Annotated in this window: 29 protein-coding genes; 17 read left to right on the top strand and 12 right to left on the bottom strand. The window is 60.7% G+C overall.

The window, feature by feature from the left end; genetic code table 11:
- Position 1 precedes the first annotated feature (1 nt).
- Complete coding sequence (gene ccmD / locus QD461_RS06060; protein WP_414086901.1) at positions 2-175, top strand: heme exporter protein CcmD; 174 nt, start codon at positions 2-4, stop codon at positions 173-175.
- Entirely contained in the window at positions 172-783 is a 612-nt protein-coding gene (locus tag QD461_RS06055; RefSeq protein WP_414086900.1) for a DsbE family thiol:disulfide interchange protein, read from the top strand. Before ccmD ends, QD461_RS06055 begins: the two co-directional genes overlap by 4 nt.
- 39 nt (positions 784-822) lie before the next feature.
- Here the strand turns inward: QD461_RS06055 and QD461_RS06050 are convergent, their stop codons facing one another.
- The 7 genes from QD461_RS06050 to QD461_RS06020 all read right to left on the bottom strand — a co-directional run bounded on the left by QD461_RS06050 (position 823) and on the right by QD461_RS06020 (position 7,017).
- Positions 823-1,218, bottom strand: a complete 396-nt coding sequence (locus QD461_RS06050; RefSeq protein WP_414086899.1) for a hypothetical protein — start codon at positions 1,216-1,218, stop codon at positions 823-825.
- A gap of 125 nt (positions 1,219-1,343) precedes the next feature.
- Complete coding sequence (locus QD461_RS06045) at positions 1,344-1,931, bottom strand: DUF2585 domain-containing protein (RefSeq protein ID WP_414086898.1); 588 nt, start codon at positions 1,929-1,931, stop codon at positions 1,344-1,346.
- On the bottom strand, positions 1,928-2,647 hold the full coding sequence (locus tag QD461_RS06040) for a septation protein A (protein WP_414086897.1): 720 nt from the start codon (positions 2,645-2,647) through the stop codon (positions 1,928-1,930). Before QD461_RS06040 ends, QD461_RS06045 begins: the two co-directional genes overlap by 4 nt.
- Positions 2,644-4,167, bottom strand: coding sequence for a signal recognition particle-docking protein FtsY (gene ftsY / locus QD461_RS06035; RefSeq protein WP_414086896.1), 1,524 nt, complete (start codon positions 4,165-4,167; stop codon positions 2,644-2,646). The genes QD461_RS06040 and ftsY overlap by 4 nt, the downstream gene beginning before the upstream one ends.
- A gap of 18 nt (positions 4,168-4,185) precedes the next feature.
- Positions 4,186-5,460 carry a tRNA (N(6)-L-threonylcarbamoyladenosine(37)-C(2))-methylthiotransferase MtaB gene (gene mtaB, locus QD461_RS06030; RefSeq protein ID WP_414086895.1) on the bottom strand — a complete coding sequence of 425 codons (1,275 nt, stop codon included), beginning with the start codon at positions 5,458-5,460 and terminating at the stop codon, positions 4,186-4,188.
- Positions 5,457-6,362 (bottom strand): diaminopimelate epimerase, encoded by a 906-nt coding sequence (gene dapF / locus QD461_RS06025; protein WP_414086894.1) that lies wholly within the window; start codon positions 6,360-6,362, stop codon positions 5,457-5,459. Before dapF ends, mtaB begins: the two co-directional genes overlap by 4 nt.
- A 202-nt stretch (positions 6,363-6,564) precedes the next feature.
- On the bottom strand, positions 6,565-7,017 hold the full coding sequence (locus QD461_RS06020) for a PACE efflux transporter (protein ID WP_414086893.1): 453 nt from the start codon (positions 7,015-7,017) through the stop codon (positions 6,565-6,567).
- 87 nt (positions 7,018-7,104) lie between these two features.
- Between QD461_RS06020 and QD461_RS06015 the strand changes: the two genes are divergently transcribed.
- Positions 7,105-8,034 carry a LysR family transcriptional regulator gene (locus QD461_RS06015; protein WP_414086892.1) on the top strand — a complete coding sequence of 310 codons (930 nt, stop codon included), beginning with the start codon at positions 7,105-7,107 and terminating at the stop codon, positions 8,032-8,034.
- A 187-nt stretch (positions 8,035-8,221) separates the two neighbouring features.
- Positions 8,222-8,665, top strand: a complete 444-nt coding sequence (locus QD461_RS06010) for an SRPBCC family protein (protein ID WP_414086891.1) — start codon at positions 8,222-8,224, stop codon at positions 8,663-8,665.
- Between the two features lie 77 nt (positions 8,666-8,742).
- Here QD461_RS06010 and QD461_RS06005 read toward each other — a convergent pair whose 3' ends face one another.
- Together QD461_RS06005 and QD461_RS06000 are read right to left on the bottom strand one after the other, a co-directional pair.
- On the bottom strand, positions 8,743-9,750 hold the full coding sequence (locus QD461_RS06005) for an MBL fold metallo-hydrolase (RefSeq protein ID WP_414087076.1): 1,008 nt from the start codon (positions 9,748-9,750) through the stop codon (positions 8,743-8,745).
- A complete protein-coding gene (locus QD461_RS06000; protein ID WP_414086890.1) occupies positions 9,747-10,724 on the bottom strand; it encodes a hypothetical protein in 978 nt (325 codons plus the stop codon). The genes QD461_RS06005 and QD461_RS06000 overlap by 4 nt, the downstream gene beginning before the upstream one ends.
- 375 nt (positions 10,725-11,099) lie before the next feature.
- Here QD461_RS06000 and ffh point away from each other — a divergent pair, with 375 nt between their 5' ends.
- The 11 genes from ffh (at position 11,100) to leuC (ending at position 19,988) form a co-directional block, all read left to right on the top strand.
- Positions 11,100-12,668, top strand: coding sequence for a signal recognition particle protein (ffh, locus tag QD461_RS05995; protein ID WP_184704371.1), 1,569 nt, complete (start codon positions 11,100-11,102; stop codon positions 12,666-12,668).
- A gap of 17 nt (positions 12,669-12,685) precedes the next feature.
- Positions 12,686-12,988, top strand: a complete 303-nt coding sequence (locus QD461_RS05990; RefSeq protein WP_004107967.1) for a chorismate mutase — start codon at positions 12,686-12,688, stop codon at positions 12,986-12,988.
- A 108-nt stretch (positions 12,989-13,096) separates the two neighbouring features.
- Complete coding sequence (rpsP, locus tag QD461_RS05985; RefSeq protein WP_092717295.1) at positions 13,097-13,459, top strand: 30S ribosomal protein S16; 363 nt, start codon at positions 13,097-13,099, stop codon at positions 13,457-13,459.
- 183 nt (positions 13,460-13,642) lie between these two features.
- Positions 13,643-14,233: a ribosome maturation factor RimM gene (gene rimM / locus QD461_RS05980; RefSeq protein WP_414086889.1), complete on the top strand. Its 591-nt coding sequence runs from the start codon at positions 13,643-13,645 to the stop codon at positions 14,231-14,233.
- 24 nt (positions 14,234-14,257) lie between these two features.
- Positions 14,258-14,950, top strand: coding sequence for a tRNA (guanosine(37)-N1)-methyltransferase TrmD (gene trmD, locus QD461_RS05975; protein WP_414086888.1), 693 nt, complete (start codon positions 14,258-14,260; stop codon positions 14,948-14,950).
- Positions 14,951-15,000: 50 nt separating this feature from the next.
- Positions 15,001-15,420, top strand: a complete 420-nt coding sequence (locus tag QD461_RS05970) for a DUF1801 domain-containing protein (protein WP_414086887.1) — start codon at positions 15,001-15,003, stop codon at positions 15,418-15,420.
- Positions 15,421-15,694: 274 nt separating this feature from the next.
- Positions 15,695-16,237, top strand: a complete 543-nt coding sequence (gene rplS, locus QD461_RS05965) for a 50S ribosomal protein L19 (RefSeq protein WP_414086886.1) — start codon at positions 15,695-15,697, stop codon at positions 16,235-16,237.
- A 339-nt stretch (positions 16,238-16,576) separates the two neighbouring features.
- On the top strand, positions 16,577-17,374 hold the full coding sequence (locus QD461_RS05960; protein WP_414086885.1) for a basic amino acid ABC transporter substrate-binding protein: 798 nt from the start codon (positions 16,577-16,579) through the stop codon (positions 17,372-17,374).
- A 34-nt stretch (positions 17,375-17,408) separates the two neighbouring features.
- A complete protein-coding gene (locus QD461_RS05955) occupies positions 17,409-18,287 on the top strand; it encodes an amino acid ABC transporter permease (protein ID WP_414086884.1) in 879 nt (292 codons plus the stop codon).
- Positions 18,288-18,385: 98 nt separating this feature from the next.
- The gene (locus QD461_RS05950; protein ID WP_280949825.1) at positions 18,386-18,508 is read left to right on the top strand and encodes a hypothetical protein; all 123 of its coding nucleotides are present in this window, start codon (positions 18,386-18,388) and stop codon (positions 18,506-18,508) included.
- 70 nt (positions 18,509-18,578) lie between these two features.
- Positions 18,579-19,988, top strand: a complete 1,410-nt coding sequence (gene leuC / locus QD461_RS05945; protein WP_414086883.1) for a 3-isopropylmalate dehydratase large subunit — start codon at positions 18,579-18,581, stop codon at positions 19,986-19,988.
- A 530-nt stretch (positions 19,989-20,518) separates the two neighbouring features.
- Here leuC and QD461_RS05940 read toward each other — a convergent pair.
- Entirely contained in the window at positions 20,519-21,415 is an 897-nt protein-coding gene (locus QD461_RS05940; protein WP_414086882.1) for an EamA family transporter, read from the bottom strand.
- 82 nt (positions 21,416-21,497) lie between these two features.
- Between QD461_RS05940 and QD461_RS05935 the strand changes: the two genes are divergently transcribed.
- Complete coding sequence (locus tag QD461_RS05935; RefSeq protein ID WP_414086881.1) at positions 21,498-21,989, top strand: MarR family winged helix-turn-helix transcriptional regulator; 492 nt, start codon at positions 21,498-21,500, stop codon at positions 21,987-21,989.
- Here the strand turns inward: QD461_RS05935 and QD461_RS05930 are convergent.
- Positions 21,963-22,889 carry a LysR family transcriptional regulator gene (locus QD461_RS05930; protein WP_414086879.1) on the bottom strand — a complete coding sequence of 309 codons (927 nt, stop codon included), beginning with the start codon at positions 22,887-22,889 and terminating at the stop codon, positions 21,963-21,965. The genes QD461_RS05935 and QD461_RS05930 overlap by 27 nt on opposite strands.
- Before the next feature lie 134 nt (positions 22,890-23,023).
- Between QD461_RS05930 and QD461_RS05925 the strand changes: the two genes are divergently transcribed.
- Positions 23,024-24,484, top strand: a complete 1,461-nt coding sequence (locus QD461_RS05925) for an MFS transporter (RefSeq protein WP_414086878.1) — start codon at positions 23,024-23,026, stop codon at positions 24,482-24,484.
- Between the two features lie 40 nt (positions 24,485-24,524).
- Here the strand turns inward: QD461_RS05925 and QD461_RS05920 are convergent, their stop codons facing one another.
- Positions 24,525-25,235: a glutathione S-transferase family protein gene (locus QD461_RS05920; RefSeq protein WP_414086876.1), complete on the bottom strand. Its 711-nt coding sequence runs from the start codon at positions 25,233-25,235 to the stop codon at positions 24,525-24,527.
- Between the last annotated feature and the right edge of the window lie 2 nt (positions 25,236-25,237).

Here is a 25,237-nt window from a genome sequence, read left to right as displayed (position 1 = left end):
CATGTCACATCCTTTCTACGTCTACGGCTCCTATGGCTTTGCCGCCTTCATGACCCTTGCCATCATTGGCTGGGTATGGATCGACGGGCGCCTGCGCCGCCGCGAACTCGCCGCGCTGGAAGCCTCCGGAATCCGCCGCCGCTCGCAACGCGCGCCCGAGAGCGAGACGAAATGACTACCGATGCCGGCAATAAGGATCAGCCGAAATCCAGCGGCACCGCCCGCTATCTTCTCGCGCTAATTCCGCTGATCGTCTTTGCCTGCATCGCTCTTGCCGTCGGCAAGGTCATGTATGATCAGGAAGTGCACGGCACCGATATTTCTGCCATCCCCTCGGCGCTTATCGGTACGAAAGCGCCGAAACTGGCTCTGCCCCCACTCGAAGGTTCCAACCTGCCGGCGCTGACCGATGATGCCATCAAGGGCAAGCTGACGCTCGTCAACGTTTTTGCTTCCTGGTGCATCCCCTGCCGCGACGAGCATCCGGTGCTGAAGGAACTTGCCAAGAGCGGCCAGCTCAACATCGTGGCGATCAATTACAAGGACACGAGCGAGAACGCGCTCCGTTTCCTTGGCGAACTCGGCAATCCCTACAACGCCATCGGCATCGACCCCAACGGCACCGCCGCCATCGACTGGGGCGTCTACGGCATTCCGGAATCCTACCTCGTCTCGCCCGATGGCACGATCCTCTACAAACAGGTCGGCCCCTTCACGCCCACCAGCCTGAAGGAAGGGCTCTATCCAGCCATAGCGAAGGCGCAGGGGAAGTCCGCTTCCTAGGGCAAGCTCCTTTCGGCGGTCTGTTCGGATGACGAACGCTTATTTGGTGTCGCACAAAAAATTCAATCCGGCGAATGTGCTCATGACTTCTTCCGCCGGAACGTCCTTAAGTGTCGAATTGCGATTGAGAAAATCACAGAGCATGTCGCTTATCTTTGCGGCATCGATCTGGGGTGGAATACACATGTTTACGCCAACAGAATCGCCGAAATATGCCCAGTTCGTCATCGCTCTGGCATTCGGAATCGACTCGGCAATCCCGCGACGAGCAACAAGTTCATCGCGGCTCCACTTGTCCAGCCAGCCAATGACGTAGCCGGAAACAAACTGCCGGGAGTCGCCGCAATCGGCAAGTAGCCGGCCAGCATCGGAAAAACCTGCCGGCGACTTGGATGCAATAACTGCCAATAAAGTTGCAACTGCGATGCTCGACATATGCCCTCGCAAGATCCCAGACGCCAGGGCAATTTCGCGCCAGCGCAATAGCGGGAAGTGTAGATGCAATTTTATGGCGATTTTTGGCAGCGACTTGAACCGATGCCACTGGATTCAAAGACTCGTTAAATCCCGCCCTGCCAGGTCTTGATTGCTTCGACCGGCCAGACCAGCATCAGCACATTGAGCGTGAGATTGTCGCGGATCAGCCAGCCGGTGAGCAGCTCGAAGAAGATGGCGATGACAACTGTCGCCATCACTGGCGCGCGCCATGCGAACAGGAAGCCGACCACCATGAACACGGCATCCATTGCCGAGTTGAGAATGCTGTCGCCGACATAGTCGAGCGAGATCGTTGTCGCGCGATAGCGGTCGATGATGATTGGGGAGTTTTCCAACAGCTCCCAGCCGGACTCGATCAGCATGGCAACGAAGAGCCGCATCGACAGCGGCTTGCCACGCATGATCAGATGCGTCAGCCCGAAGAAAAGGAAACCGTGAATGATGTGCGACGGGGTGTACCAGTCGGCGATATGCTGCGAGTTGCCGCTTGAGTTCACCATCGGCTCGAAGAGCTTTACATAGCCGCATGTGCAGATCGCCACACGGCCCATCATGTGTTCCGCGACGATCTGTAGGAGCAGGATGATTGTGCAGGCGAGGAACCAGAAGCTCAGCTGCTGGCGGCTTCGGTCATCGACCGCCCGACTCATTTCCCGTTGTCCGCCGGCTGCTCGATCGTGTGCTTCATGATCAGCGGCATCTGCGACAAGGTGAAGAGAATGGTGATCGGCATCGTTCCCCAGACCTTGAAGTTGACCCAGAGACTGTCCGCAGCCTTGACGTCGGGCAGGTAGTACCAGTTCGAACCGCGCCAGACGACTTCGTTGAGCACGGCGAGAACGAAGAAGAAGATGCCCCAGCGCAGCGTTAGCTTGCGCCAGCCTTCGGCATCGAGCTGAAAGGCGGCATTGAAGACATAACCGAGCAGCGACTTGCCGAAGGCGAGACCGCCGAGCAGCGCGACGCCGAACAGCGCGTTGACGATGGTCGGCTTCATCTTGATGAAGGTTTCGTTCTGTAGATAGATGCCGAGCGCGCCGAAGACGAGCACCACAATACCCGATACGAAGGGCATCAGCGGCAGATGGCCGAGCATGACCTTCGAAACGATGAGCGAAAGCACGGTTGCTGCCATGAACAGGCCAGTTGCGACGAAAAGCGGCCCGCCAAGCGCCGCCAGCTGCGGAAAATGCTGCACCAGCCACTCGCCGCGCAAATTGCCGAAGAAGAACACCAGCAAAGGCCCGAGTTCCAGCACCAGCTTCAACAGGGGATGATGTTTGTCGGCGGCGCTTGGGGCGAGATCGCGGTCACTGGTCGTCATTGCGGCACTTTCCCTGTCATCAAGCTTATTATTGTCGTTCATTGGCTGTTTCCAGCGCCCGTGCCGGCGATGGCATTGGCGAAATCCTCAGCCTCGAATGGCTCAAGATCGTCTACACCTTCACCGACGCCGATGAAATAGACCGGAAGTTTGTGCTTGGCCGAGATGGCAACGAGAATGCCGCCACGCGCCGTGCCGTCGAGCTTCGTCATGATCAGCCCGTTGACGCCGGCGATATTGCGGAAGATTTCCACCTGGTTCAGCGCGTTCTGGCCTGTGGTGGCATCGAGCGTCTGCAGCACGGTATGCGGCGCATCCGGATCGAGCTTGCCGAGCACACGCACGATCTTCTCAAGCTCGGCCATCAGCTCCGCCTTGTTTTGCAGACGGCCGGCCGTATCGATGATCAAAACGTCGCTCTTATTGGCCTTCGCCTGCTGGAAGGCATCGAAGGCAAGGCCGGCAGCATCCGCGCCAAGCTTGGTGCCGATGAATTCAGATTTCGTACGCTCGGCCCAGATCTTCAATTGCTCGATGGCGGCGGCACGGAAGGTGTCGCCTGCGGCGACCATGACCTTCAGTCCGGCGCCGGAGAGCTTTGCCGCCAGCTTGCCGATCGTCGTGGTCTTGCCGGTGCCATTGACGCCGACGACGAGGATGACATGCGGCTTGTGGCTGAGATCGAGCTGCAGGGGCTTTGCGACCGGCTTCAGCACCTTGGCGATTTCCTGAGCCATGATGCGGCCGACGTCTTCGCTGGTCACATCCTTGCCGTAACGCTCGGATGCCAGAGTATCGGTGACGCGCATCGCCGTTTCGACGCCAAGATCGGCCTGGATCAGCAGATCTTCCAGATCCTGCAGCGTCTGGTCGTCAAGCTTGCGCTTGGTGAAAAGCGCGGCGATCTGCCCGGTCAGCTGCGACGAAGTGCGCGCAAGCCCGGCGCGCAGGCGCTGGAACCAGGAGAGTTTCTGTTTTGGTGCTTCAGGAACCGGTGCTGGAACGGAAGCAGCGGTGGAAAAGCCCTTGGGGAGGATGGGGGCTTCTGCTGAGGTGTCGGTGTTTTCCGAGGAGAGTTCTGGGGTAGCTAGGGTTTCCTCGTTGTCCGACGAAGGTTCCGAGGGTGCCGAGACTTCGTCACCCCCCTCTGTTCTGTCGGACATCTCCCCCACAAGGGGGGAGGTCAGTTCAATGGGGCGCTCTTCCGAAACTACATTGACTTCAGCATCAACAGCATGTTCCGCTTCGGTTGCGCGAATTTCAGGAGACCGTTCCGACAACTCTGGTTCGCTTGAAGAGACTGTCTCTGCGTGTTCTTCAGCTTGCTGCTCTTGTTCAGCCGGCGCGTTGCTCTCCAGCCGATCTCCCCCCTCGCGGGGGAGATGTCCCGAAGGGACAGAGGGGGGTAACGCAGGCTCGACAAACTCGGAAGCCGGCGAAACATCTACCTCCTGCTCGACAACAGCCGCCTCAACCTTCTGCGAAACCTCCGCAGGCGCCTGCTCCTCGGCCGGCTTTTCGCGGCCGAAGGTGAAGACTTTTTTGATGAAACCGAGCGCCATGAAGTGTCCGTTGAAGCATTAGGCCGCGTCGGCGGCCAGAAGTTGCATGTCGAGGTGCTTGCCATTGTGGCCGGTGATTGCGACCTGCACAAGGTCGCGCGGCCGAAGGCCGGGGGTGGCGACAAGCGTGAAGTTTTCCGTATGCGCCAGCCCGCCATTCTCCACAAGCAGCCATTGCCGCGTGCCGACCATCTTGTCCAGATGGGCCTGATGCAATCTTTGTCCAGCCTCGCGTAGGCGGGCAGCGCGTTCCTTGATCAGGCTGCGATCGAGCTGCGGCATGCGGGCCGCCGGCGTGCCGGGCCGCGGGCTATAGGGGAAGACATGCAGATGCGCGATACCAGCCTCTTCAGCCAGACCGACGGCATTTGCGAACATCTCTTCCGTCTCTGTCGGAAAGCCGGCGATCATATCGGCGCCAAAACTCGTCTCGGGGCGCAAGCGGCGCACATCCCCTATGAAGCCGAGAGCGTCAGCGCGCGAATGTCGCCGCTTCATCCGCTTGAGGATCATGTCATCGCCATGCTGTAGCGAGAGATGCAGATGCGGCATGAAGCGCGGTTCATCAGCAATGAGATCCATCAGATGCTGATCGGCCTCGATGCTGTCGATCGACGACAGCCGCAGCCGGCGGATTTCCGGGATCTGCTTCAGCAGCGTCTTGGCAAGCAGCCCGAGCGTCGGCGTTCCCGGCAGGTCGGCACCATAGCTCGTGGCATCGACGCCGGTCAACACGATCTCGCGATAGCCGCTTTCGACCAGATTGCGTGCCTGATCGACGACAGCGCCCATCGGTACCGAGCGCGAATTACCACGGCCATAGGGAATGATGCAGAAGGTGCAGCGATGGTCGCAGCCATTCTGCACCTGGATGAACGCGCGCACATGGCCGTCGATATGGCGGATCATCTGCGGCGCGGTTGCCCGCACGCTCATGATGTCGTTGACGCGCAGCTTCTCTTCCGCCGAAACGCCAAAATCCGGCAGGGCGCGATATGAGGCGCTCTTCAGCTTCTCCTCGTTGCCGAGCACGGCATCCACCTCGGCCATTTCGGCGAAGGTCTGCTTCTCGGTCTGCGCGGCGCAGCCTGTCACGATGATGCGGGCATGCGGATTGTCGCGCCGCGCCCGGCGGATGGCCTGACGCGCCTGACGTACGGCCTCGCCCGTCACGGCACACGTATTGACCAGAATGGCATTGTTGAGCCCGGCTTTTTCCGCCTCGGCTCTCATCACTTCGGATTCGTAGGTATTGAGGCGACAGCCGAAGGTAATGACCTCGACCCCGCTCACCGCGCCTGAGCCCCCTGCTCTTCATCGCGCGAGAAGCTGCCGGTCACCGGGTCGACCATGCCGGACCATTCCCATTCGGCAGGCCCCGTCATGACAACATGATCGTTGCTTTCAACCCATTCGATGGTGAGCTTGCCTGGTGCCGGCGCGGAGGCGACGTCGATCGTCACCTTTCGGCCGGTGCGGCCGGTGCGGGCGGCACTAACGGCCGTGGCGCAAGCCGCCGAACCGCAGGCAAGCGTCAGGCCGGCGCCGCGCTCCCAGGTGCGGGTGCGCACAAGCGTCGGCGAAAGCACCTGCGCCAGCGTGATATTGGCGCGCTCGGGAAACATCGGATGGTTTTCGAGCAACGGGCCGAACCGATCGAGATCGAAGGACATCGGGTCCTTGTCCACCCAGAAGATCGCATGCGGATTACCCATCGAGGCGACCGAGGGCGAATGCAGCACGGGACTGTCGATCGGCCCGATCTGCAGTTCGATGCGGCTGGTGTCGGCGAATTCCTCGGCAAGCGGGATCTTGTCCCAGGCAAAGACGGGCGTGCCCATGTCGACCGAAATCGTGCCGTCTTCGTGCTCTCTCGCATTCAGGATGCCGGCGACAGTCTGGAAGGTGAAAACCTTCTTGCCGGTTTCGGCCGCCAGCGCCTGCACGACGCAACGCGTGCCGTTGCCGCAGGCCTGCGCCTTCGTGCCATCGCAGTTCAGAATGTCGATCCAGGCATCGGTGCCCTGCACCTTGGGGTCGTGGATCGCCATGATCTGGTCGAACTGGGTTGCTGGATCGGCATTGAGCGCAATCGCCGCCGCCGCCGTCACCACATCCTTGCGGCCGCGCATGTCGACGACCAGGATCTTGTTGCCAAGCCCGTTCATCCTTGCGAATTCGACCGTATTGCTCATGGGATCATTCCTATTGTCGAGCTGTATATGGCGGAAACGCGGGGGAATTACCAGTGGGGTGATGGTCTCTCGACGTCACACGGCGAGAGACAGGAAGCGACGGCATCGTCGCCAACGTGTTGGTGGAGGCGTGGCCGTTGCTGCGTTGGCGTCGTCGGGCACTTGGGCACGACAACGCCGGAATCTCGGTTGTTGGATCCAGTTATCGGGCAGTCGCTGCTAAGGCATGCTCATCTTGAGACGCTTCCTTGATCGGAAACGCCCAATCATAGGCGATGTTGAAGACGAAGGCGTAGACCAGATAGAAGGTGACCACTGCAATATCCATCAGAAGCGCCGCAAAGAGCGTGATCTGAAGATACCAGGCAATGAACGGGATCAGGATGACCACGAGGCCCGCTTCGAAAAGCACGGTGTGGATAATCCGGATACCGATGGTCTTCTGGACCTTGCCGCGCAAACGCATCAGCGCGCGGTCGAAGCCGAGATTGTAGATGAAGTTCCATAGTGTCGCCACGGTCGCCCCGACCACGCCGATAACACCCATATGGGCGATAGGCTGATTGAAGACGATTGCCGCGAGCGGCGTGAAGGTGGCCAGGCCGATAAGTTCAAACAGAACGGCGTGCCGAACACGATCTCCGAAACTGCGCATTTTTCAAGTTCCTATATTTGTTGTCGGCCGCCCTTCTATCAGATAGATTGGGGCTATAAAGTTAGAAACTATCTGGAATTCTGATAGATGGACGTTTCGCTGGAGCAACTGGAAGCTTTCGTCGCGGCTGCGGAAAACGGGTCCTTCTCGGCTGCAGCACGGCGATTGCGCAAGGCGCAGTCCGCCGTCAGCCTATTGATCTCTTCACTGGAAGACGATCTCGGCATCAAGCTCTTCAGCCGCGCGACACGAAACCCGACCCTGACCGAAGCAGGAACGAGACTGCTCCCCGAGGCCAAGCTGCTCCTGGATCGTCGCGAGCACCTGATCGGCGTTGCCAGGAGCTTTGACGAGCACATCGAGACGCGTCTGGTCGTCGCGATCGACGAATTCTATCCTGAGCCTGCGATCGGCAGTCTCTTTGCTGACTTCGCGGATCGATTTCCGCATGTCGAGCTGGAGCTTCTATCTCCCCATTCGCAGGCCATCACTGGAATGGTTCTCGAAGGCGAGGCAGATATCGGGGTGATGTGGCGGGAAGAGCAGCTCCCGCCCGAGCTCGATTTCGTCACCATCGGCTGGGTCCCGCTCATCATGGTCTGCGGGCGGGACCATCCGCTTGCGGAAAGTACCGTGAGCTGGGAGGACCTGAAGCGCCATCGCCAGATCATGGTCACCAAGCGCCGCGACGTCGTGAGAAGACACCAGGTTAGGGTTGCCGCCGAGGTCTGGTGGGTCGAGAGCCATTGGGTCATTCTTCAAATCTTGCGGCAGGGCATCGGCTGGGCACTCATTCCGGCGCATATTCTGGCAAACTCGCCGCTAGCGCCGGAACTGGCAACGCCCCGGCCGCTCTTCGACAGCGGCGCCCACCCGGTCGCCCTCGAGCTTGTCTGGCACAAACAACGGCCGGCCGGCCCGGCAGCAAAATGGTTGCGGGAACATTTCGTTGCAAACGGCAACAGGCACGGAATACTGGAGGCAAGCGCCAATCGGCATCAGGCGCAGGAGGGGTAACGGCGCCGATTGGAGATTGTTGTGCGTGGAGGCATGGCAACCGTCGGCTTCCGACATATGTCATTGCCATCGGTTTCATGCTGACCGAACATTTTTCGAAAAAAGCATCGACCCCGTGTCGGATTGCCCAATGCACACTCGTCCTAGGCTCGTCCACTCCGTCAATTCAGTCAGAAGGAACACAGCCATGCCGAATACTATACGCCTGCATCGCGTTCTGGCCACCAGTCCGCAGAAGGTCTATCGCGCATTCATCGAGGCGGACGCGCTCGCCAAGTGGCTCCCGCCGAACGGCTTCGCCTGCACCGTGCATCATCTGGAACCGAGCGTCGGCGGCACCTTCAAAATGTCCTTCCGCAATTTCACGACAAACGAAAGCCATTCCTTCGGCGGCGATTTCCGCGAGCTCATCCCGGGCGAGCTGGTGCGCTACACCGACAAGTTCGACGACCCGAACCTGCCGGGCGAAATGGAAGTGACCGTCACACTGAAGAAGGTCATGGTCGGGACCGAAGTGAACATCACCCAGGCCGGCGTGCCAGACGTCATTCCACCAGAAGCCTGCTATCTCGGCTGGCAGGAATCGCTGCAAAATCTGGCAAAGCTGGTCGAGCCCGAAATCAAGCAGTAAAGTCTGTCTGTCCTAAAGCTCTTTGCAAAAGCCGCCCTGTCCTTTGGGGCGGCTTTTTTACCCTCATGCATCCTCGGTCAAACGACGGGGACCTCGAAGACTTCGCCTGCCCTCAGTGGACGAAACCGGTCCGGCTCGACGCCTTCTGACTTCAACGCCGCATCCAACGCCTGAACCGGCGCATCGATGCCCTCATCCGTCAGCTGGAAGGTCGCGAAGTGATGCCCGGCGACATAGGCTGCATTGCAGAGCTTCATGCCCTTCACCGCCTCTTCCGGATTCTGGTGCTGCCCCTTCATGAACCAGCGCGGCTCGTAAGCGCCGAACGGCAGGATGGCGAGGCGGAAACCGCCATGCTTGCGGGCGGCGGCTTCATAGTTGATGCCATTGTGAAAGCCGGTGTCGCCGACATGATAAATTTTGCCCGATGGCGTGGTGAGCACGAATGCCGCCCAGAGCGCCATGCGCCGGTCGCCCATGCCCCGCGCCGACCAGTGATGGCAGGGCTCGACATCGATGGTGACGCCGGCCTTGACGCCGATGCGATCGCCCCAGTCGACCACAGTAATCTCGGCTTCGGGAGCGGCATGGCGGATTATCGTGTCGTTGCCGAGCGGCGTCACGATCCTTGGCTGATGCGCCTGGTGCAGCCGAGCTAACGTTTCCAGATCGAGATGATCGTAGTGATTATGCGTCACCAGCACGAGGTCGATATGCGGCAGGTCTTCGAAGCGGATGCCGGGCGGCACCACGCGCTTCGGCCCAACGGAACGGAAGGGGCTGACCCGTTCGGACCAGACCGGATCGGTCAAAATGTTCAGCCCTGCAATCTGCACCAGCATCGACGCATGCCCGACCATGGTCACCCGCATTTGCTCGCCGAAGACATTCCGGTCGGGCTTGGCCGGGGGAAAGGCGCTGATGACGGTATTTGGCCAGCGCACCCGGCCGCCGGCGAACTGCCATCTCAGCAGATCGAACGCGTTACCCGGCGCGATGCCGCCGGGATTGAAAAAGTGCCGGCCATCGAAATGGTCCGAAACCGGGCCTTGATAGTACGGGTTCTTCTTGCCGGAGCCCGTCATGGCGTATTGGCTTCCTGCGATCCGATCGGCACGCCGACTTTCGCGAGCCATTCCTCCACTTCTTGCGCCGTCAGCCTCTCCTCAAACACGACATTCGCCGGCATGGCGAAAAGCTGCGGGGTGAAGAAGCTCGTATCCCAAAGTGCTGCCCCTTCACGAGGAGCCGAAAGCAGGATGACTTGCCGGCCATCGATGCGGGCAATCGTCTCAACGGATGCCTCGCCGGAAATCTCGACGAGGCCCGACGCATCCGGTCGAACCGTCTCGTAGCGCCACCAGGGCTCGTCATTGCCCTCCTCAGCCACCGTCACGCAGCGCGCCATATCGATAATGAACCGGTTGGGCGCCCGGCCGCCGGGCAATGTCTCGCCGAAGGCCGCCTGGATGAGCGTGAACAGATGAAAGCCGTTGACGATATTATCGTATCGCAGACGAAAACCCTGCTTGCTCGGCAGATGCAGCACGAGCAGAGCATCGCTGCAGCTGAGGAGCACCTGGCGAACCCATGCCGCACCCGGCGTGTAGTCCTGCAGCTCGGCAAGCTGCGCCATCAGCGTCTTGTTGCCGGCGGCGAGCGCCCGCTCCTGCGGCATGGCGGAGAGGTGTGAAACCGCAGACTGGCTGAGCAGCTGGAAGGCATCCAGCAGCTGCCTTTGCCGCAGGCTCAGCTCCTTGCGGCCAGCAAAGCCGCGATGGATCTGCGGCAGCCACGTCGTATAGAGATCCCACACGGCCGCGCCGCTGCGCTCCACCGCCCCGCCCTTCTCGAGGATTGTGCCGAGCATATTGGCAAGGATCGCAGCGCCAGGCGGCGGCAGACGACCAAGCTCGCGCGCCGCACGCGCCACGATCTTGGGCTGAGCCTTGGCGCCCGCATAAAAGGCCTGCGCCGCCGCATTGAAGCGCGGGTCGACGCGACCGCCGACATAAGCGCGACAGGCGGCAAGAAGATCGGTCAGGGCTGCATCATTCATACGGAACTATCTCGGGGAATCGTCTGATGGCGGGGTTCGGTACAGGGTTTCGAGGCCGGCATTGTCGATAAAACAATGTTCATATAGCGATATCGGCCCGACATCCCAGGCATTTCCCGCTCTTGGGTTGACTTTGCCGGGCTTTTCCTGTTTATCGCCCGCAATCTGCGACGAGCACAAGCCTCCGAGCCACCGACCGGGACCCATAAAGGTATAAAGAGATCCCGGAGGTCAACACCCGACAGCGCGATGCGCCCTCGGGTGCTTTTTGGCTTTGCGTCTTGTTTTCGTCATGGAAAAGCACGACGTTTTCGGGCGAGGAGCCGCGCAGGTTGCGCCAGGTCCAAATCCCGAGCGATCGATAAGGAAGAACTGATGTTTGAAAACCTCCAGGACCGTCTTGGTTCCATTCTGAATGGACTGACAGGCCGCGGCGCGCTTTCGGAAGCCGATGTTTCCGCAGCACTTCGCGAGGTTCGCCGCGCGCTTTTGGAAGCCGACGTGGCGCTGGATGTCGTTCGTTCCTTTACCGACCGCGTCCGCGAAAAGGCCGTCGGCGCCGAGATCCTGAAGTCGATCAAGCCCGGCCAGATGGTCGTCAAGATCGTCCATGACGAGCTGATCGAAATGCTCGGCGGCGAAGGCGTTGGCATCGATCTCAATGCGCCGGCCCCGGTCGTCGTCATGATGGTCGGTCTGCAAGGCTCCGGTAAGACCACCACCACGGCAAAGATCGCCAATCGCCTGACGAGCCGCGACCGCAAGAAGGTCCTGATGGCCTCGCTCGACACGCGCCGTCCGGCAGCGCAGGAGCAGCTGCGCCAGCTCGGCGTCCAGACCGGCATCGACACGCTGCCCGTCATCGCTGGCCAGTCTCCGACCGATATTGCCGCACGCGCCGTGCAGGCCGCCAAACTTGGTGGCCATGACGTCGTCATCCTCGATACCGCCGGCCGTACGCATATCGACGAGCCGCTCATGGTCGAGATGGCGGATATCAAGAAGAAGTCTAACCCGCACGAAATCCTTCTGGTCGCCGATAGCTTGACCGGTCAGGACGCTGTCAATCTCGCCCGCAACTTCGACGAACGCGTCGGGATCACCGGTCTCGTGCTGACCCGTATGGACGGCGACGGCCGCGGCGGTGCGGCCCTTTCGATGCGCGCGGTGACGGGCAAGCCGATCAAGCTGATCGGTGTCGGCGAAAAGATGGGCGAGCTGGAAGAATTCCATCCCCGCCGTATCGCCGACCGCATCCTCGGCATGGGCGACATCGTCTCGCTAGTCGAAAAGGCCGCCGAGAATATCGACGCCGAAAAGGCAGCCGCCATGGCTGCCAAGATGGCCAAGGGCAAGTTCGATCTGAACGACCTGGCCGATCAGCTCGGCCAGATGCAGAAAATGGGCGGCATGGGCGGCATTATGGGCCTGATGCCCGGCATGTCGGGCATGAAGGACAAGATGGCCGCTGCCGGCCTCGACGACCGCCTGTTCAAGCGCCAGCTCGCCATCATCTCCTCGATGACTAAGGCGGAGCGCGCCAATCCGGACCTCTTGAAGCACTCCCGCAAGAAGCGCATCGCCAGCGGCTCCGGCACCGACGCCTCCGACATCAACAAGCTTCTGAAGATGCACCGCCAGATGGCGGACATGATGAAGATGATGGGCGGCAAGGGCAAAGGCGGCATGATGAAGCAGCTGATGGGCGGCCTTGCCGGCAAGATGGGCCTCGGCGGCGGCATGGGCGGCATGCCCGACCTGTCGAACATCGACCCCAAGCAGCTTGAAGCCCTGCAGAAGCAGGCCGAAGCCGCTGGCCTCGGCCGTCCCGGCGGCCTGCCGGGCCTCGGTGGCGGCGGTGGCCTGCCCGGTCTGGGCGGCGCCAAGCTCCCCGGCCTCGGCGGTGGTTTCCCGGGCCTTCCAGGTTTGCCTAAGAAGAAGTGAAAAGGATCGCTGACACCATGATTGATCCAGACGTCAAAGCCCAATTGGGCAACTATCGCCAGTCCATCGACAATATCGATGCTGCACTGGTGCACATGCTGGCCGAACGCTTCCGCTGCACCAAGGAAGTCGGCGTGCTGAAGGCCAAGTACGACCTGCCGCCGGCTGATCCGGCGCGCGAAGAATACCAGATCGAACGCCTGCGCCGTCTGGCAAAGGACGCCAATCTGGACCCGGATTTCGCCGAGAAGTTCCTGAACTTCGTCATCAAGGAAGTCATCCGGCATCACGAACAGATCGCTGCCGATCTGAAGGCGTGATCCCGAAATGCGTGCAGCGGCTTATCGAGAGAGCGCCTGCGACACGTACGATAGAAACGAACATGCCGCCCAAACGAAGCGGTCAAGAAAAGCCTAAGGAGAATTAACATGGCACTGAAAATTCGTCTCGCCCGCGGTGGTTCCAAGAAGCGCCCGTACTACCACGTTGTTGTTGCCGACGCTCGCTCGCCGCGCGACGGCCGTTTCCTGGAAACCCTCGGCTCCTGGAACCCGATGCTCGCCAAGGACGACGCTAAGCGCGTTGAACTGAAGGCCGAGCGCATCAAGCATTGGCTCGATCACGGCGCACAGCCGACCGACCGCGTTCTGCGCTTCCTCGCCGAAGCTGGCATCGCAACGCGCGACGCCAAGAACAATCCGGAGAAGGCAAAGCCGGGCAAGCGCGCTCAGGAGCGTGCTGCCGAAAAGGCACAGAAGGCAGCTGACGCCGCTGCTGCTGCTTCTGAATAATCGGTCCTTGTGACTGTCAAAAACGGGCGGCATGGCAACATGCCGCCCGTTTTTCATTTCCCATCGGCTGACGTTCAGCCTATGAGAGAACGCAACTACGGCCCAACGCGTTACATCTGACACGCAGGGATCGCTGTAGCACCTTAGATCTGCTGCATAATTCCGGTAATCGGCGAAGAGACCATGACGAAACTGCAAAACCCGGTATTGATGGCCACTATCGGCGCGGCTCAGGGCTTGAGAGGCGAAGTGCGCGCCCGCGCCTACACCTCGGATCCGACCGCGCTCGGCGATTACGGCCACCTGCACAGCATGGATGGCCGCAGTTTCGAAGTTTTGGAAATCCGCGAAGCCAAGAATGTCGTCGTGGTGCGCTTCCGCGGCATCAACGACCGCAATGCCGCTGAAGCGCTGAACGGGCTGGAACTCTATATCGAGCGCGACAATCTGCCGGATGACGAGCTCGACGACGACGAATTCTTCTATACCGATCTCGAAGGCCTGGAAGCCGTAGACGATGAGGGCACCGGCTACGGTACGGTCAGCGGCGTCTATGATTTCGGCGCCGGCGACCTTTTGGAACTGAAGGGACCGGGCAAGCGCCCCGTGCTGATCCCCTTCTCCGAAGCTGCCGTACTCGAAATCGATCTGGAGGGCGGCAAGATTTTAATCGACCCTCTGGCCGCGGGGCTTATCGACAACCCCGACGACCTCATCGGCAAACCGGAAAAGCCGGAAAAACCCGAGAAGCCGCAGGGCAAGCCGAAGAAGTGATCCTCGTTGGGAAGTGACCGCGCCATGAGTTTCCGGGCGACCGTTCTGACGCTTTACCCCGAGATGTTTCCCGGCCATCTCGGCACGTCGCTTGCCGGCAAAGCGATGGAGCGCGGGCAATGGTCGCTGGATACCGTGCAGATCCGCAATTTCGCCACCGACAAACACCGCACCGTCGACGATACGCCGGCCGGTGGCGGCGCCGGCATGGTGCTGAAACCCGACGTGCTTGCCCGCGCGATCGACCATGTCAGCGAAAACGACAGCCGCCCGCGCCTGCTCATGAGCCCGCGCGGCAAGCCGCTGACGCAGAAGCGCGTGCGCGAACTTGCCGATGGCGACGGCATCATCATCGTCTGCGGCCGCTTCGAAGGCGTAGACCAACGCGTCATCGACGGCCGCGACCTCGAGGAAGTCTCGATCGGCGACTATATTCTCTCGGGCGGCGAGCCGGCCGCCCTCATCCTGCTCGATGCCATCGTGCGCATCCTACCCGGCGTCATGGGCAATGACCTGTCCGGCCTGCATGAAAGCTTCGAAGGCGGTATGTTGGAACATCCGCACTATACCCGTCCGCAAATTTGGGAAGACCGCGAGATTCCGGCCATCCTCACCTCGGGCAACCACGCGGCGATCGCCAAATGGCAGAGGGAGCAGGCCGAGCAGCTGACACGCGAGCGCCGGCCGGATCTGCTCGACAAAGAGGCTGACAAATAGCCGCGCTCGACCAGCGCGGCGGACGCAAACGAGCGAGGAGGCTCCGGAGGATGGCAAAGGACGACGCAACGGGAGCCGCACAGGTTGGCTCCGCTTCTGAGCTGATCGAAGACAAGATCCGGGAACTGGGCGACTGGCGTGGTACAACGCTCGCCAAGGTCCGCGCACTCATCAAGCAGGCCGAACCTGACGTGATCGAGGAGCTGAAATGGCGCGGAGTGCCGGTGTGGTCGCATGCGGGCATCATTTGCACCGGCGAGACCTACAAGAGCGTCGTGAAGCTGACTTTTGCCAAGGGCGCCTCGATCGAGGATCCTTCCCACCTCTTTAACTCCAGCCTCGAAGGCAATACGCGGCGGGCCATCGATATCCATGAGAACGAGGATATCGACGAAGAAGCGTTGAAGGTGCTCATTCGCGCGGCGGCAGCACTGAATGCATCGACGCGGAAAAAGCCGAAGAAGGCCTAAGCGGTATTCAGGCAACCGGATGCGTGATAAAATGCCGTTCCGAGCCGGAAACAGGGCAATAGAGCCCACTTAATTCCGCGACAAGGGGTGACAAGGGCGCGACAATAGGGTATGTGCGCGCCCGGCATGGGAAATTTCCCATCAACCACCAAAGAAAAGCAGACGTATTCGCCCCTGCCGTAACTGGCATATATTCGAGGCGAGACCTTCGGGTCCGACCAAGAATGGATCGTTCGGGCGCTCTGGCTGTTGAAGCAACAACGAGGTTGATACTATGAACATCATTCAGCAGTTGGAAGCCGAACAGGCTGCCAAGATCGAAGCCAAGCGCACCCTTCCCGAATTTTCGGCTGGCGACACCCTTCGCGTCAACGTGAAGGTCACGGAAGGCAACCGTACCCGCGTTCAGGCTTATGAAGGCGTTTGCATCGCTCGCTCCGGCGGCGGTCTGCAGGAGAACTTCACGGTTCGCAAGATCTCCTACGGCGAAGGCGTCGAGCGCGTATTCCCGGTTTACTCGCCGCTGATCGAAAGCGTCGAAGTCGTTCGCCGCGGTAAGGTCCGTCGCGCCAAGCTCTACTACCTGCGCGACCTGCGCGGTAAGGCTGCCCGTATCGTTGAAAACACCGGTACCCGCGCCCGCAAGCTCAACGACGCCGAGCGTCAGGCTCTGGCCGAAGAAAAGGCACGCATCGAAGCCGAGAAGGTTGCAGCTGCTCAGGCTCTCGCAGCCGAAAAGGCAGCAGCCGAAGCCGCAGAAGCAAAGGCAGCTGCAGAAGCTGCTGCAGCCGCAGCAGCCGAGCCGGCAGCAGAATAATTTTCGATCCATACGGATCGCAAAGCTTGAAGGCGGCCCTCGGGTCGCCTTTTTGCTGTCTGCCGCTCCCACAGGGCGGTTATGCATCGGGCGAAAAGAATATTCCTCAATTCGCTGTCCACTTTAGAGTTGCTTTTCCATTTTTATGATCGCGGCCGTGGCAATGGCCTTGCCATCCCCTTCACAAATATGACACTTTTCCGCCACCCTGGCACGGGATGATTTCACGTCAAATCGACCTGAAATCGGAGTCCGCACCAGAATCAAATTGGGGGAGCATGATGTCGTCCGAAAACCGCTGACACTTTTCGGCATCATGCTCTAATCGGGGAGATTTCCATGGCATTCCGCCGTTCGTTCCTTCTGGGCCTCAGCGCCCTCGTGCTTGCACCGTTTGCTGCCTTCGCGGCCGATCTGCCAAACCTCAATGGCAAGACCGTCGTCGTCGTCACCGAGAATGCCTATCCGCCACTCCAGTTCATCGACCCGAAGACGAGCAAGGCGATCGGCTGGGAATATGACGCGATGAACGAGATCGCCAAGCGCCTGAATTTCAAGGTTGAGTACCAGAACACCAGCTGGGATGCGATGATCCAGGCCGTCTCGGAAGGCCAGTACAACATCGGCATGACCGGCATCACCATCAAGGACGAGCGCAAGCAGAAGGTCGACTTCTCCGATCCTTACATGCGCTCAGAACAGTTCATGCTCGTGCGCGGCGACGAGAAGCGCTTCACCGACGCCAAGAGCTTCGCAACCGTCAAGGACGCCCTGATCGGCGCACAGCCCGGCACGACCCCCTTCTACACCGCCGTCTATTCGGTCCTCGACGGCAACGAGCAGAACCCGCGCATCAAGACCTTCGAAACCTTCGGCGCCACCGTTCAGGCCCTGAAGACCGGCGACGTCGATACGGTGCTGACCGACGGCACGGCCGGCAAGGGCTATGTCGACGCCTCCAACGGCGGTCTGAAGCTGATCGGCGGCCCGCTCGGCTCCGAGGATTTCGGCTTCATCTTCCAGAAGGGCTCCGATCTCGTCGCCCCCGTCAATGCAGCGATTGCCAGCCTCAAGGCTGACGGCACCTTCGACGCGCTGAACAAGAAGTGGTTCCTCGACTACAAGATGGGCCAATGAACTCTGACGATCGACATACTGGAAGCCCGCTCTGATGGCACCTTTGGCAGGCCCGGGCGGGCACCGTGGCAAGGATGACTTTCCCTGGTGGCTGGTTGCCCTTGCTATTCTCGGCGTTGTTGCCTCGCTCGCGATCGCGGCAAATGGTCTCTACGCCCAGATCTTTTCCCTTTTGCTCAACGGCATCGGCGTCACGATCTTCGTGACGCTGGTGGCATTTACGCTTGCCATGCTGCTGGGCCTCGGGCTTGCGCTGCTCGGCCTGTCGGATTTCATCGTGCTGCGGCAGGTTGCACGTTTCTATATCGAGATCGTGCGCGGCATCCCGATGCTCGTGCTGTTGTCCTACGTCGCCTTCGTCGGCACGCCGGCCTTTGTGGCGGTCTATAACTTCCTCACCTCTCCGCTCGCCTCAATTGGCTGGACGGGCCCGCTCGTCACCCGCGACGTCCCGTTCGTCTGGCGCACCATCATTGCGCTGACGATCGGCTATTCGTCCTTCATCGCCGAGATCTTCCGCGCCGGTATCCAGGCGGTCGATCAGGGGCAGATCGAAGCGGCAAAGGCGCTCGGCCTCACCCGCTTCCAGCGCTTCCGCCTTGTGGTCTTTCCGCAGGCGATCCGCGTCATCCTGCCACCGCTCTCCAACGATTTCATCGCCATGGTCAAGGATAGCTCGCTGGTATCAGTGCTCGGCGTTGCCGATATCAGTCAGCTCGCCAAGCTCTATTATTCGGCCAACTTCCGCTACTTCGAAACGCTGTCGATCCTCGCCTTCATCTACCTGTTGCTGACGGTCGGCCTGTCTCTGTTGCTGCGGCAGCTCGAAGCCTGGATGCGCCGGCGTGCGGGGAGCGACCGCTCGGCCTTCCCCCGCATGGCGGCGGGCCAGCCGCCCGGCGCGCAGGTGTGATCGAGACGAGTGTGATCGGTGCGGCCAAATGCCGACCGTACCGACACAGCCCATAGTCGCCATTGCCGAAGGTTTTGAAAATTGATATGAGCATGCGCATGAGTAAGATCATGAGCAAAGACGGACAATACGTCACGGCTTTCGTGCTGCAGGACCACAAGCGCCTGCCGGCACGTTTCTTTGCGATGATTTCGGGCGCGCTCAACAGCCGACTTCGCTGATCACACCCGAGGCCGGCGGTCCTGATCCGTCAATCCCTTTTTTCGACAATGCCAATATGGATCTGTAGCCATGAGCGCTCCACGCACACTTTACGATAAAATCTGGGATGACCATCTGGTCGACGCGCAGGACGACGGCACCTGTCTTCTCTATATCGACCGCCATCTCGTTCACGAGGTGACGTCGCCGCAGGCATTCGAAGGCCTGCGCATGACCGGTCGAAAGGTTCACGCGCCGCAGAAGACGCTGGCTGTCGTCGACCATAATGTTCCGACCTCGCCCGACCGCCACCTCGGCATCAAGAACGAGGAAAGCCGCATCCAGGTCGAGCAGCTCGCCAAGAACGCCGCCGAATTCGGCGTGGAATACTACTCCGAGAATGACAAGCGCCAGGGCATCGTCCACATCATCGGACCTGAGCAGGGCTTCACCCTGCCCGGCATGACCATCGTCTGCGGCGACAGCCACACCTCGACGCACGGCGCCTTCGGCTCGCTCGCCCATGGTATCGGCACCTCCGAGGTCGAGCATGTGCTCGCCACCCAGACGCTGATCCAGAAGAAGGCTAAGAACATGCTGGTGCAGGTCGACGGCCAGTTGCCGCCCGGCGTCACCGCCAAGGACATCATCCTTGCCATCATCGGCGAAATCGGCACCGCGGGCGGCACCGGCTACGTCATCGAATATGCCGGCGAAGCCATTCGCGCGCTGTCGATGGAAGGCCGCATGACCATCTGCAACATGTCGATCGAAGGCGGCGCCCGCGCCGGCCTGATCGCTCCGGATGAGATCACCTTCGAATATATCAAGGGCAAGCCGCGCGCGCCGAAGGGCGAAGCGCTGGAACAGGCGATCGCCTACTGGAAGACGCTGCAAACAGACGAAGGCGCGCACTATGACCGCATCGTCAAGCTCGATGCCGCAAGCCTGCCGCCGATCGTTTCCTGGGGTTCCTCGCCGGAAGACGTCATCTCCGTTCAGGGCGTCGTTCCCAATCCCGACGAAATCCAGGACGAGACCAAGCGCACCTCCAAGTGGCGCGCCCTCGACTATATGGGCCTGAAGCCGGGCACGCCGATGACCGAGATCAACATTGATCGTGTCTTCATCGGCTCCTGCACCAACGGCCGTATCGAAGACTTGCGCGCCGTCGCCAAGGTCGTCGAAGGCAAGACAGTGGCCTCCACCGTCGACGCCATGATCGTTCCGGGCTCCGGCCTCGTGAAGGAACAGGCTGAGGCCGAAGGCCTCGACAAGATCTTCAAGGCTGCCGGTTTCGACTGGCGCGAGCCTGGCTGTTCCATGTGCCTCGCCATGAACGACGACCGCCTGAAGCCGGGCGAGCGCTGCGCTTCGACCTCGAACCGCAACTTCGAAGGCCGCCAGGGCTTCAAGGGCCGCACCCATCTGGTCTCGCCTGCCATGGCCGCCGCGGCTGCGATCGCCGGTCATTTTGTCGATATCCGCGAGTGGAACTGATCCTCTCGAAGACATGAATGACAATGGGCGGTCAATTGCAGCCCGTGTGGAAACGTTTGGAGGCTCCGGTTTGACCGGAGCCTCTTTTGGTTTCTGGGTCTATGCGGGCTTTGATGTCATGTTTATGGTGGGCATGATGTTGTATGCGAGCACGGAGAGGGCGATTTCGGTTCTGGTGCCCTTGAGGTTTCTGGTCAGGAAGCGTCCGCCTGCCATCATCCGTTTGATGGTGCCGAACGGATAACAAGGTGCCATCGCCGGTATTGTTGACTGCGCGGTTTGACGGCGCGCAGGCCATGATGCCGTCGTCCTCACAGGCGCTGGCCTGAGCGCCATTGGAATAACCTGCAACGTAATCCTCGATCCGGGCTGGCAATAGCGACGTCTGACCCCGATCAGTCCCTGAAATATATCCCATGAAAATGGCCGCATCGTTTCCAATGCGGCCATTTTAATTGATTAGCCGGACTTCTCACACAGGCTGTTGTAGCCGCCCTTTTTCTTTGCACATGGGGAGCGCTCGCGCTCTATCACTTCGATACGGCGGGCTGGCTTGCAGGCGAGGTATGTCCTGCCCGGGGAACCTGCTGGGCCTTCTGGCTAAGCCAGACGCTACCGAGCACAACGACAATGCCTGATATCTGCATCGGGCTCAGCTGCTGACCAAGCACCACCCAACCCAGAATGACAGCAGTCGCCGGGCTGAGGAAACCGAGCGACGACACCACCGAAGGCTCAAGCCGCGACAGGCCTCGGAACCAGAGAATGTAAGTCAGCGCCGCGCCGATCAGCCCGAGATAGCTGAAGCCGAGAATATTCGCACCGGTCAGCTGTGGCAAAGGCGGCTCGAGCAGCAACACGACCGGCAGCAGCAGGAGGCCTCCTGCCGTGAGCTGCCACGCCGTAAAGGTCAACGGTGAGACGTCTGGTCGCCAGCGGCGGCTCAGCACCACGCCGGTTGCCATGGAGAAGGCGCCGAGAATGCCTGCGATGACACCGATCGGATCGAGCGCCGCATTCGGGGTCAGGATCAGCAGCGCGACACCGCCGATGCCGGCAGTGGCGGCGACGATGGAAAGACTGCGGATCGGCGATCCCAACAGCAATCGCGCCAGCAGGATGACGATCAGCGGCTGGATCGAGCCGACCGTCGCTGCCACGCCACCCGGCAAACGATAGGCCGAGATGAAAAGCAGCCACCAGAAAATGGAGAAGTTCAGCGCCCCGAGCACGAGCGACTTCAGCCACCAGACCCCGTGCGGCAATTGCCGCACGAAGGCAAGCAGCAGCAGCCCAGCAGGCAAAGCGCGCAGCATGGCAACCGTCAGCGGATAGCCGGCGGGCAGCAGCTGCGTCGTCACTATGTAGGTGCTGCCCCAGATTGCCGGTGCAATGGCTGTCAGTAACAGATCGAAATTGCGGTTCATGGCCTCAGCCTCGAATTTATCTTGACCTCAAGATAAGCCAAAATACCTTGACGTCAAGATAAATTCATGGCGTGGTCTCTGCATGGATCGCATCGACAAAATTCTTGCCCAATGGCGGCGCGAACGGCCGGATCTCGACACCACGGCGATGGGCCTCTTTGGGCGCATACGCAACCTCACGCTCCATCTCTCCCGTGAGATGGAGAAGACCTTCGCGCGCTTCGACCTGAATTCGGCCAATTTCGATATGCTGGCGACCCTGCGCCGCTCGGGCGAGCCCTACACCCTTTCCCCGAGCGATCTGATGGAGACGATGATGGTGACGTCGGGCACGATGACCAACCGCATCGATCAGCTGGAAAAAGCCGGCCTCGTCGCTCGTAGTCAGAACCCGAACGACGGCCGCAGCTTCTTGATATCGCTGACACCAAAGGGCTTCGAACTGATCGACTCGGCGGTCACGGCGCATGTCGAAACGCAGATGCGCCTGGTCTCAACTCTTTCGCCAGAAGAGCGAACAGCGCTTGATGGCCTTCTGCGCAATTACTTAGCCGACTTCGAGCCCCACTCCTGAACTTGCGCGCTGCTCTGCGCAGACATCCCGAACGCAGCCGCGCAGCCAGCGATGCGCCGGATCTGCATCCATTCGAGGATGCCAGATCAGTGAGATCGTCACATCCGACGTCGGCACCGGCAGCACGAAGCTATGCATGTCGGTCCGTAGGTTGCCCGTGTAGCGCTCGGGAACGCTGACGATCAAGTCAGAGGCGCGCGCCAAGGCCAGCGCCGCCGAAAAGCTGCCGACGATCGTCGCGATCTGCCGCTCCAGATCCGCCCTTGCGAGCGCCTCATCGATCTCACCTTTCCGCAGACCGCGGCGCGAGACGAGAATATGCCGGCCGGCAGCATAGCGCTCCAGCGTGATCGCCCCCTCTCCCAACACGTGCCCGCGGCGCACCACGCCGATGAACCGGTCGTGAAACAATGCCTGCGCCCGCAACTCCGGACCTGTATCGTCTCCCAAGACGCCTGTCTCGAGATCGATCGTGCCGTCGCGCAACGGCGCGCTGTCCTTGTCGAGCTTCTGGGTGAAGTAGAGCCGCACCCCGGGCGCTTGGTCGGCAATGCGCGCGATCAGCTCGGCGCCGAAATTCTCCACGAAACCCTCTCGGGTGCGAATCGTGAAGGTCCGGGCAAGCTGCTTGAGGTCCAACACCTCGGAGGGCCGCAAGGCCGCCTCCGCTTCCTGAACAAGCAGCCCGACCCGCTCGCGCAATTCCAGCGCCCTAGGCGTCGGTACAAGCCCGCGCCCCGCCCTGACCAGCAGCGGATCGCCGGTCGTCTCGCGCAAGCGGGCCAGCGCCCGGCTCATGGCTGACGGGCTCAGCTGCAAGCGCCTAGCCGCGCGGGCAACGCTGCCCTCAGCAAGCAGGACATTGAGAGTGACGAGAAGATTGAGATCAGGCGTGGACATGAGGCGACCATAGCATGATTTCGTCGATATATAGCGTCAGGCGCACGAATGAAGTGCAATTGCTGCGCATTCCGCCACATCACGTGAATGACTACGATCCGCGAGACCTTTGGACCTCGTCAGAATCGGAGCACATGTTGAAACCAGTCGCCGAAACATCGGAGAAAACGACACCCGGGCGCACGAAAGCCGCGGCCTCGATCCGCTGGGCACTCGCCAGCCTTTCGCTTTCCATGCTGATGCCCTCGCTCGGCACCAGCATCGCCAATATCGCTCTGCCGACCCTTGCCCAGGCATTCGGCGCATCCTTCCAGCAAGTGCAATGGGTCGTGCTTGCCTATCTGCTCGCCATCACGACGCTGATCGTTAGTGTCGGACGGCTTGGAGACATGGTCGGCCGCCGCAGACTAATGTTGGGCGGAATAGCGCTCTTCACTGTCGCTTCACTTTTCGCCGGCATCGCGCCGACGCTGTGGCTGCTGATTGGAGCTCGCGCCGTACAAGGCCTCGGCGCCGCCATGATGATGGCGCTGACCGTTGCAATGGTCGGCGAAACCGTGCCGAAGGAACGGACGGGCAGTGCCATGGGCCTGCTCGGCACCATGTCCGCCATCGGCACGACCCTTGGCCCTTCCCTCGGCGGCATCCTGATCGCCGGCTTCGGTTGGAAAGCCATCTTCCTCGTCAATATACCCCTCGGCATCGCGAACTTTCTTCTCGCCATGCGCTTTCTGCCGGCGGATAGCCGGAACCATAGGGCAAGTCAGGGGCGACTGGATACGATCGGCACCCTGTTCCTGGTCCTTACCCTGGCTGCTTACGCGCTCGCAATGACCATTGGACATGGCAGCTTCGGCACGGTGAATATCGGCCTGCTGCTTGCGGCAACTTGCGGCTTCGCTCTCTTTGTAGTCGCCGAAACGAACGTGAAATCGCCGTTACTGCGCCTTTCGATGTTCCGCGATACGGCGTTGAGTGCCGGCCTTGCCATGAGCACCCTCGTTTCGACCGTCATTATGGTGACACTGGTGGTCGGGCCTTTCTATCTCGCCCGTGCACTCGGCTTCGACGCGGCTCATGTCGGCGCCATCATGTCTGCCGGACCGCTGGTCTCGGCACTGACGGGCTTGCCGGCCGGCCGTATCGTTGATCGTCTCGGCGCTCACCGCATGACCGTAACAGGTCTCGTCGGCATGATGATCGGCCTGTCCTTGCTCGCAGCGCTGGAAGGCAAGTTCGGAATTGCTGGCTATGTCGGCCCGCTGGCCATTGTCAGCGTGAACTATGCGCTGTTTCAAGCGGCCAATAATACCACGATCATGAGCAACATTACGCAGGAGCAGCGCGGCGTCATTTCCGGGATGCTGAGCCTGTCGCGCAACCTCGGCCTGATAACCGGTGCATCCGTCATGGGGGCGATCTTCACATTTGCCTCCGGAGCCGCCGACATTACGGCGGCACGTGCGGAGGCCGTCGCCGCCGGAATGCAGGTGACATTCATTGCCGCCGCTCTGTTGAGCGCTGCAACGCTCGGTGTGGCATTGACAAGCTTTGCCTTTGCCCGGCGCTCCAATCTTCTCGAAGACGCCGCATGAGAGGAAAAGCCTGAAGCATCGACTTCAGGCTTTCCGAAAATCAGCCGTTCGGCCCGACGCGCTTCAACGCATCGTCGACGCTGATATTGCCGAGATAGCCGCCGGCCGACTGCGCCGGCTTGTTGTCCTCGATCGCGCGGGCGAATTTGACAGCCGGATCCTCCTCCAGCTGCCGGTATAGCCGCTCGATATTGGGATAGTCGCCTCGCTCCACCACGCCGTGGTAGTCGGTCCAGCGGGCGATGCCGAAGAAATAAGCGTCAGCCAGTGTCTTTCGATTTCCCAGCAGCCATTGCTTGTCGCCTAGCATCCTGTCGAGATCCGCATGCGCCTTGCGCACCTTGAAGCCTCCATAATCCCGCAGGGCCACCTTTGCCGCTTCGTCTCCGCCATGCTCATACACATACCAAAGCGGCGCGAACGAGCTGAAGAAGCTGGTATTGAGGAAAGCGAGCATCCGGTTGAGCTGGTCGAACTCTTCGGTTCCCTGCGCAAACGCCACGCCCGTATCGATGCTGCCCGTGCCAAGATGGTTGAGAATGGCGATGCTTTCCGTCAGCACGGCGCCGCTGCCCGTGATCAGCGCGGGCGTCTCGCCGACCGGATTGATGAAGCGGTAGCCGCCGCTCATGAAATCCTCTTTGACCATCTCGACACGGGACAGTCTGTAGGGCTTTCCCAGCCATTCGAGTGCGACGATCGATCCGAAGGAGCATCCCGAAGGGACGCCGTAGAAGAGTACCGGTTCCATAT

The sequence above is a fragment of the Rhizobium sp. BR 314 genome (assembly GCF_047445805.1).
Taxonomy (GTDB): domain Bacteria; phylum Pseudomonadota; class Alphaproteobacteria; order Rhizobiales; family Rhizobiaceae; genus Rhizobium; species Rhizobium lusitanum_B.
The sequence above is the reverse complement of the archived record's forward strand: the minus strand, read 5'-3'. Positions and strand labels throughout refer to the sequence as shown.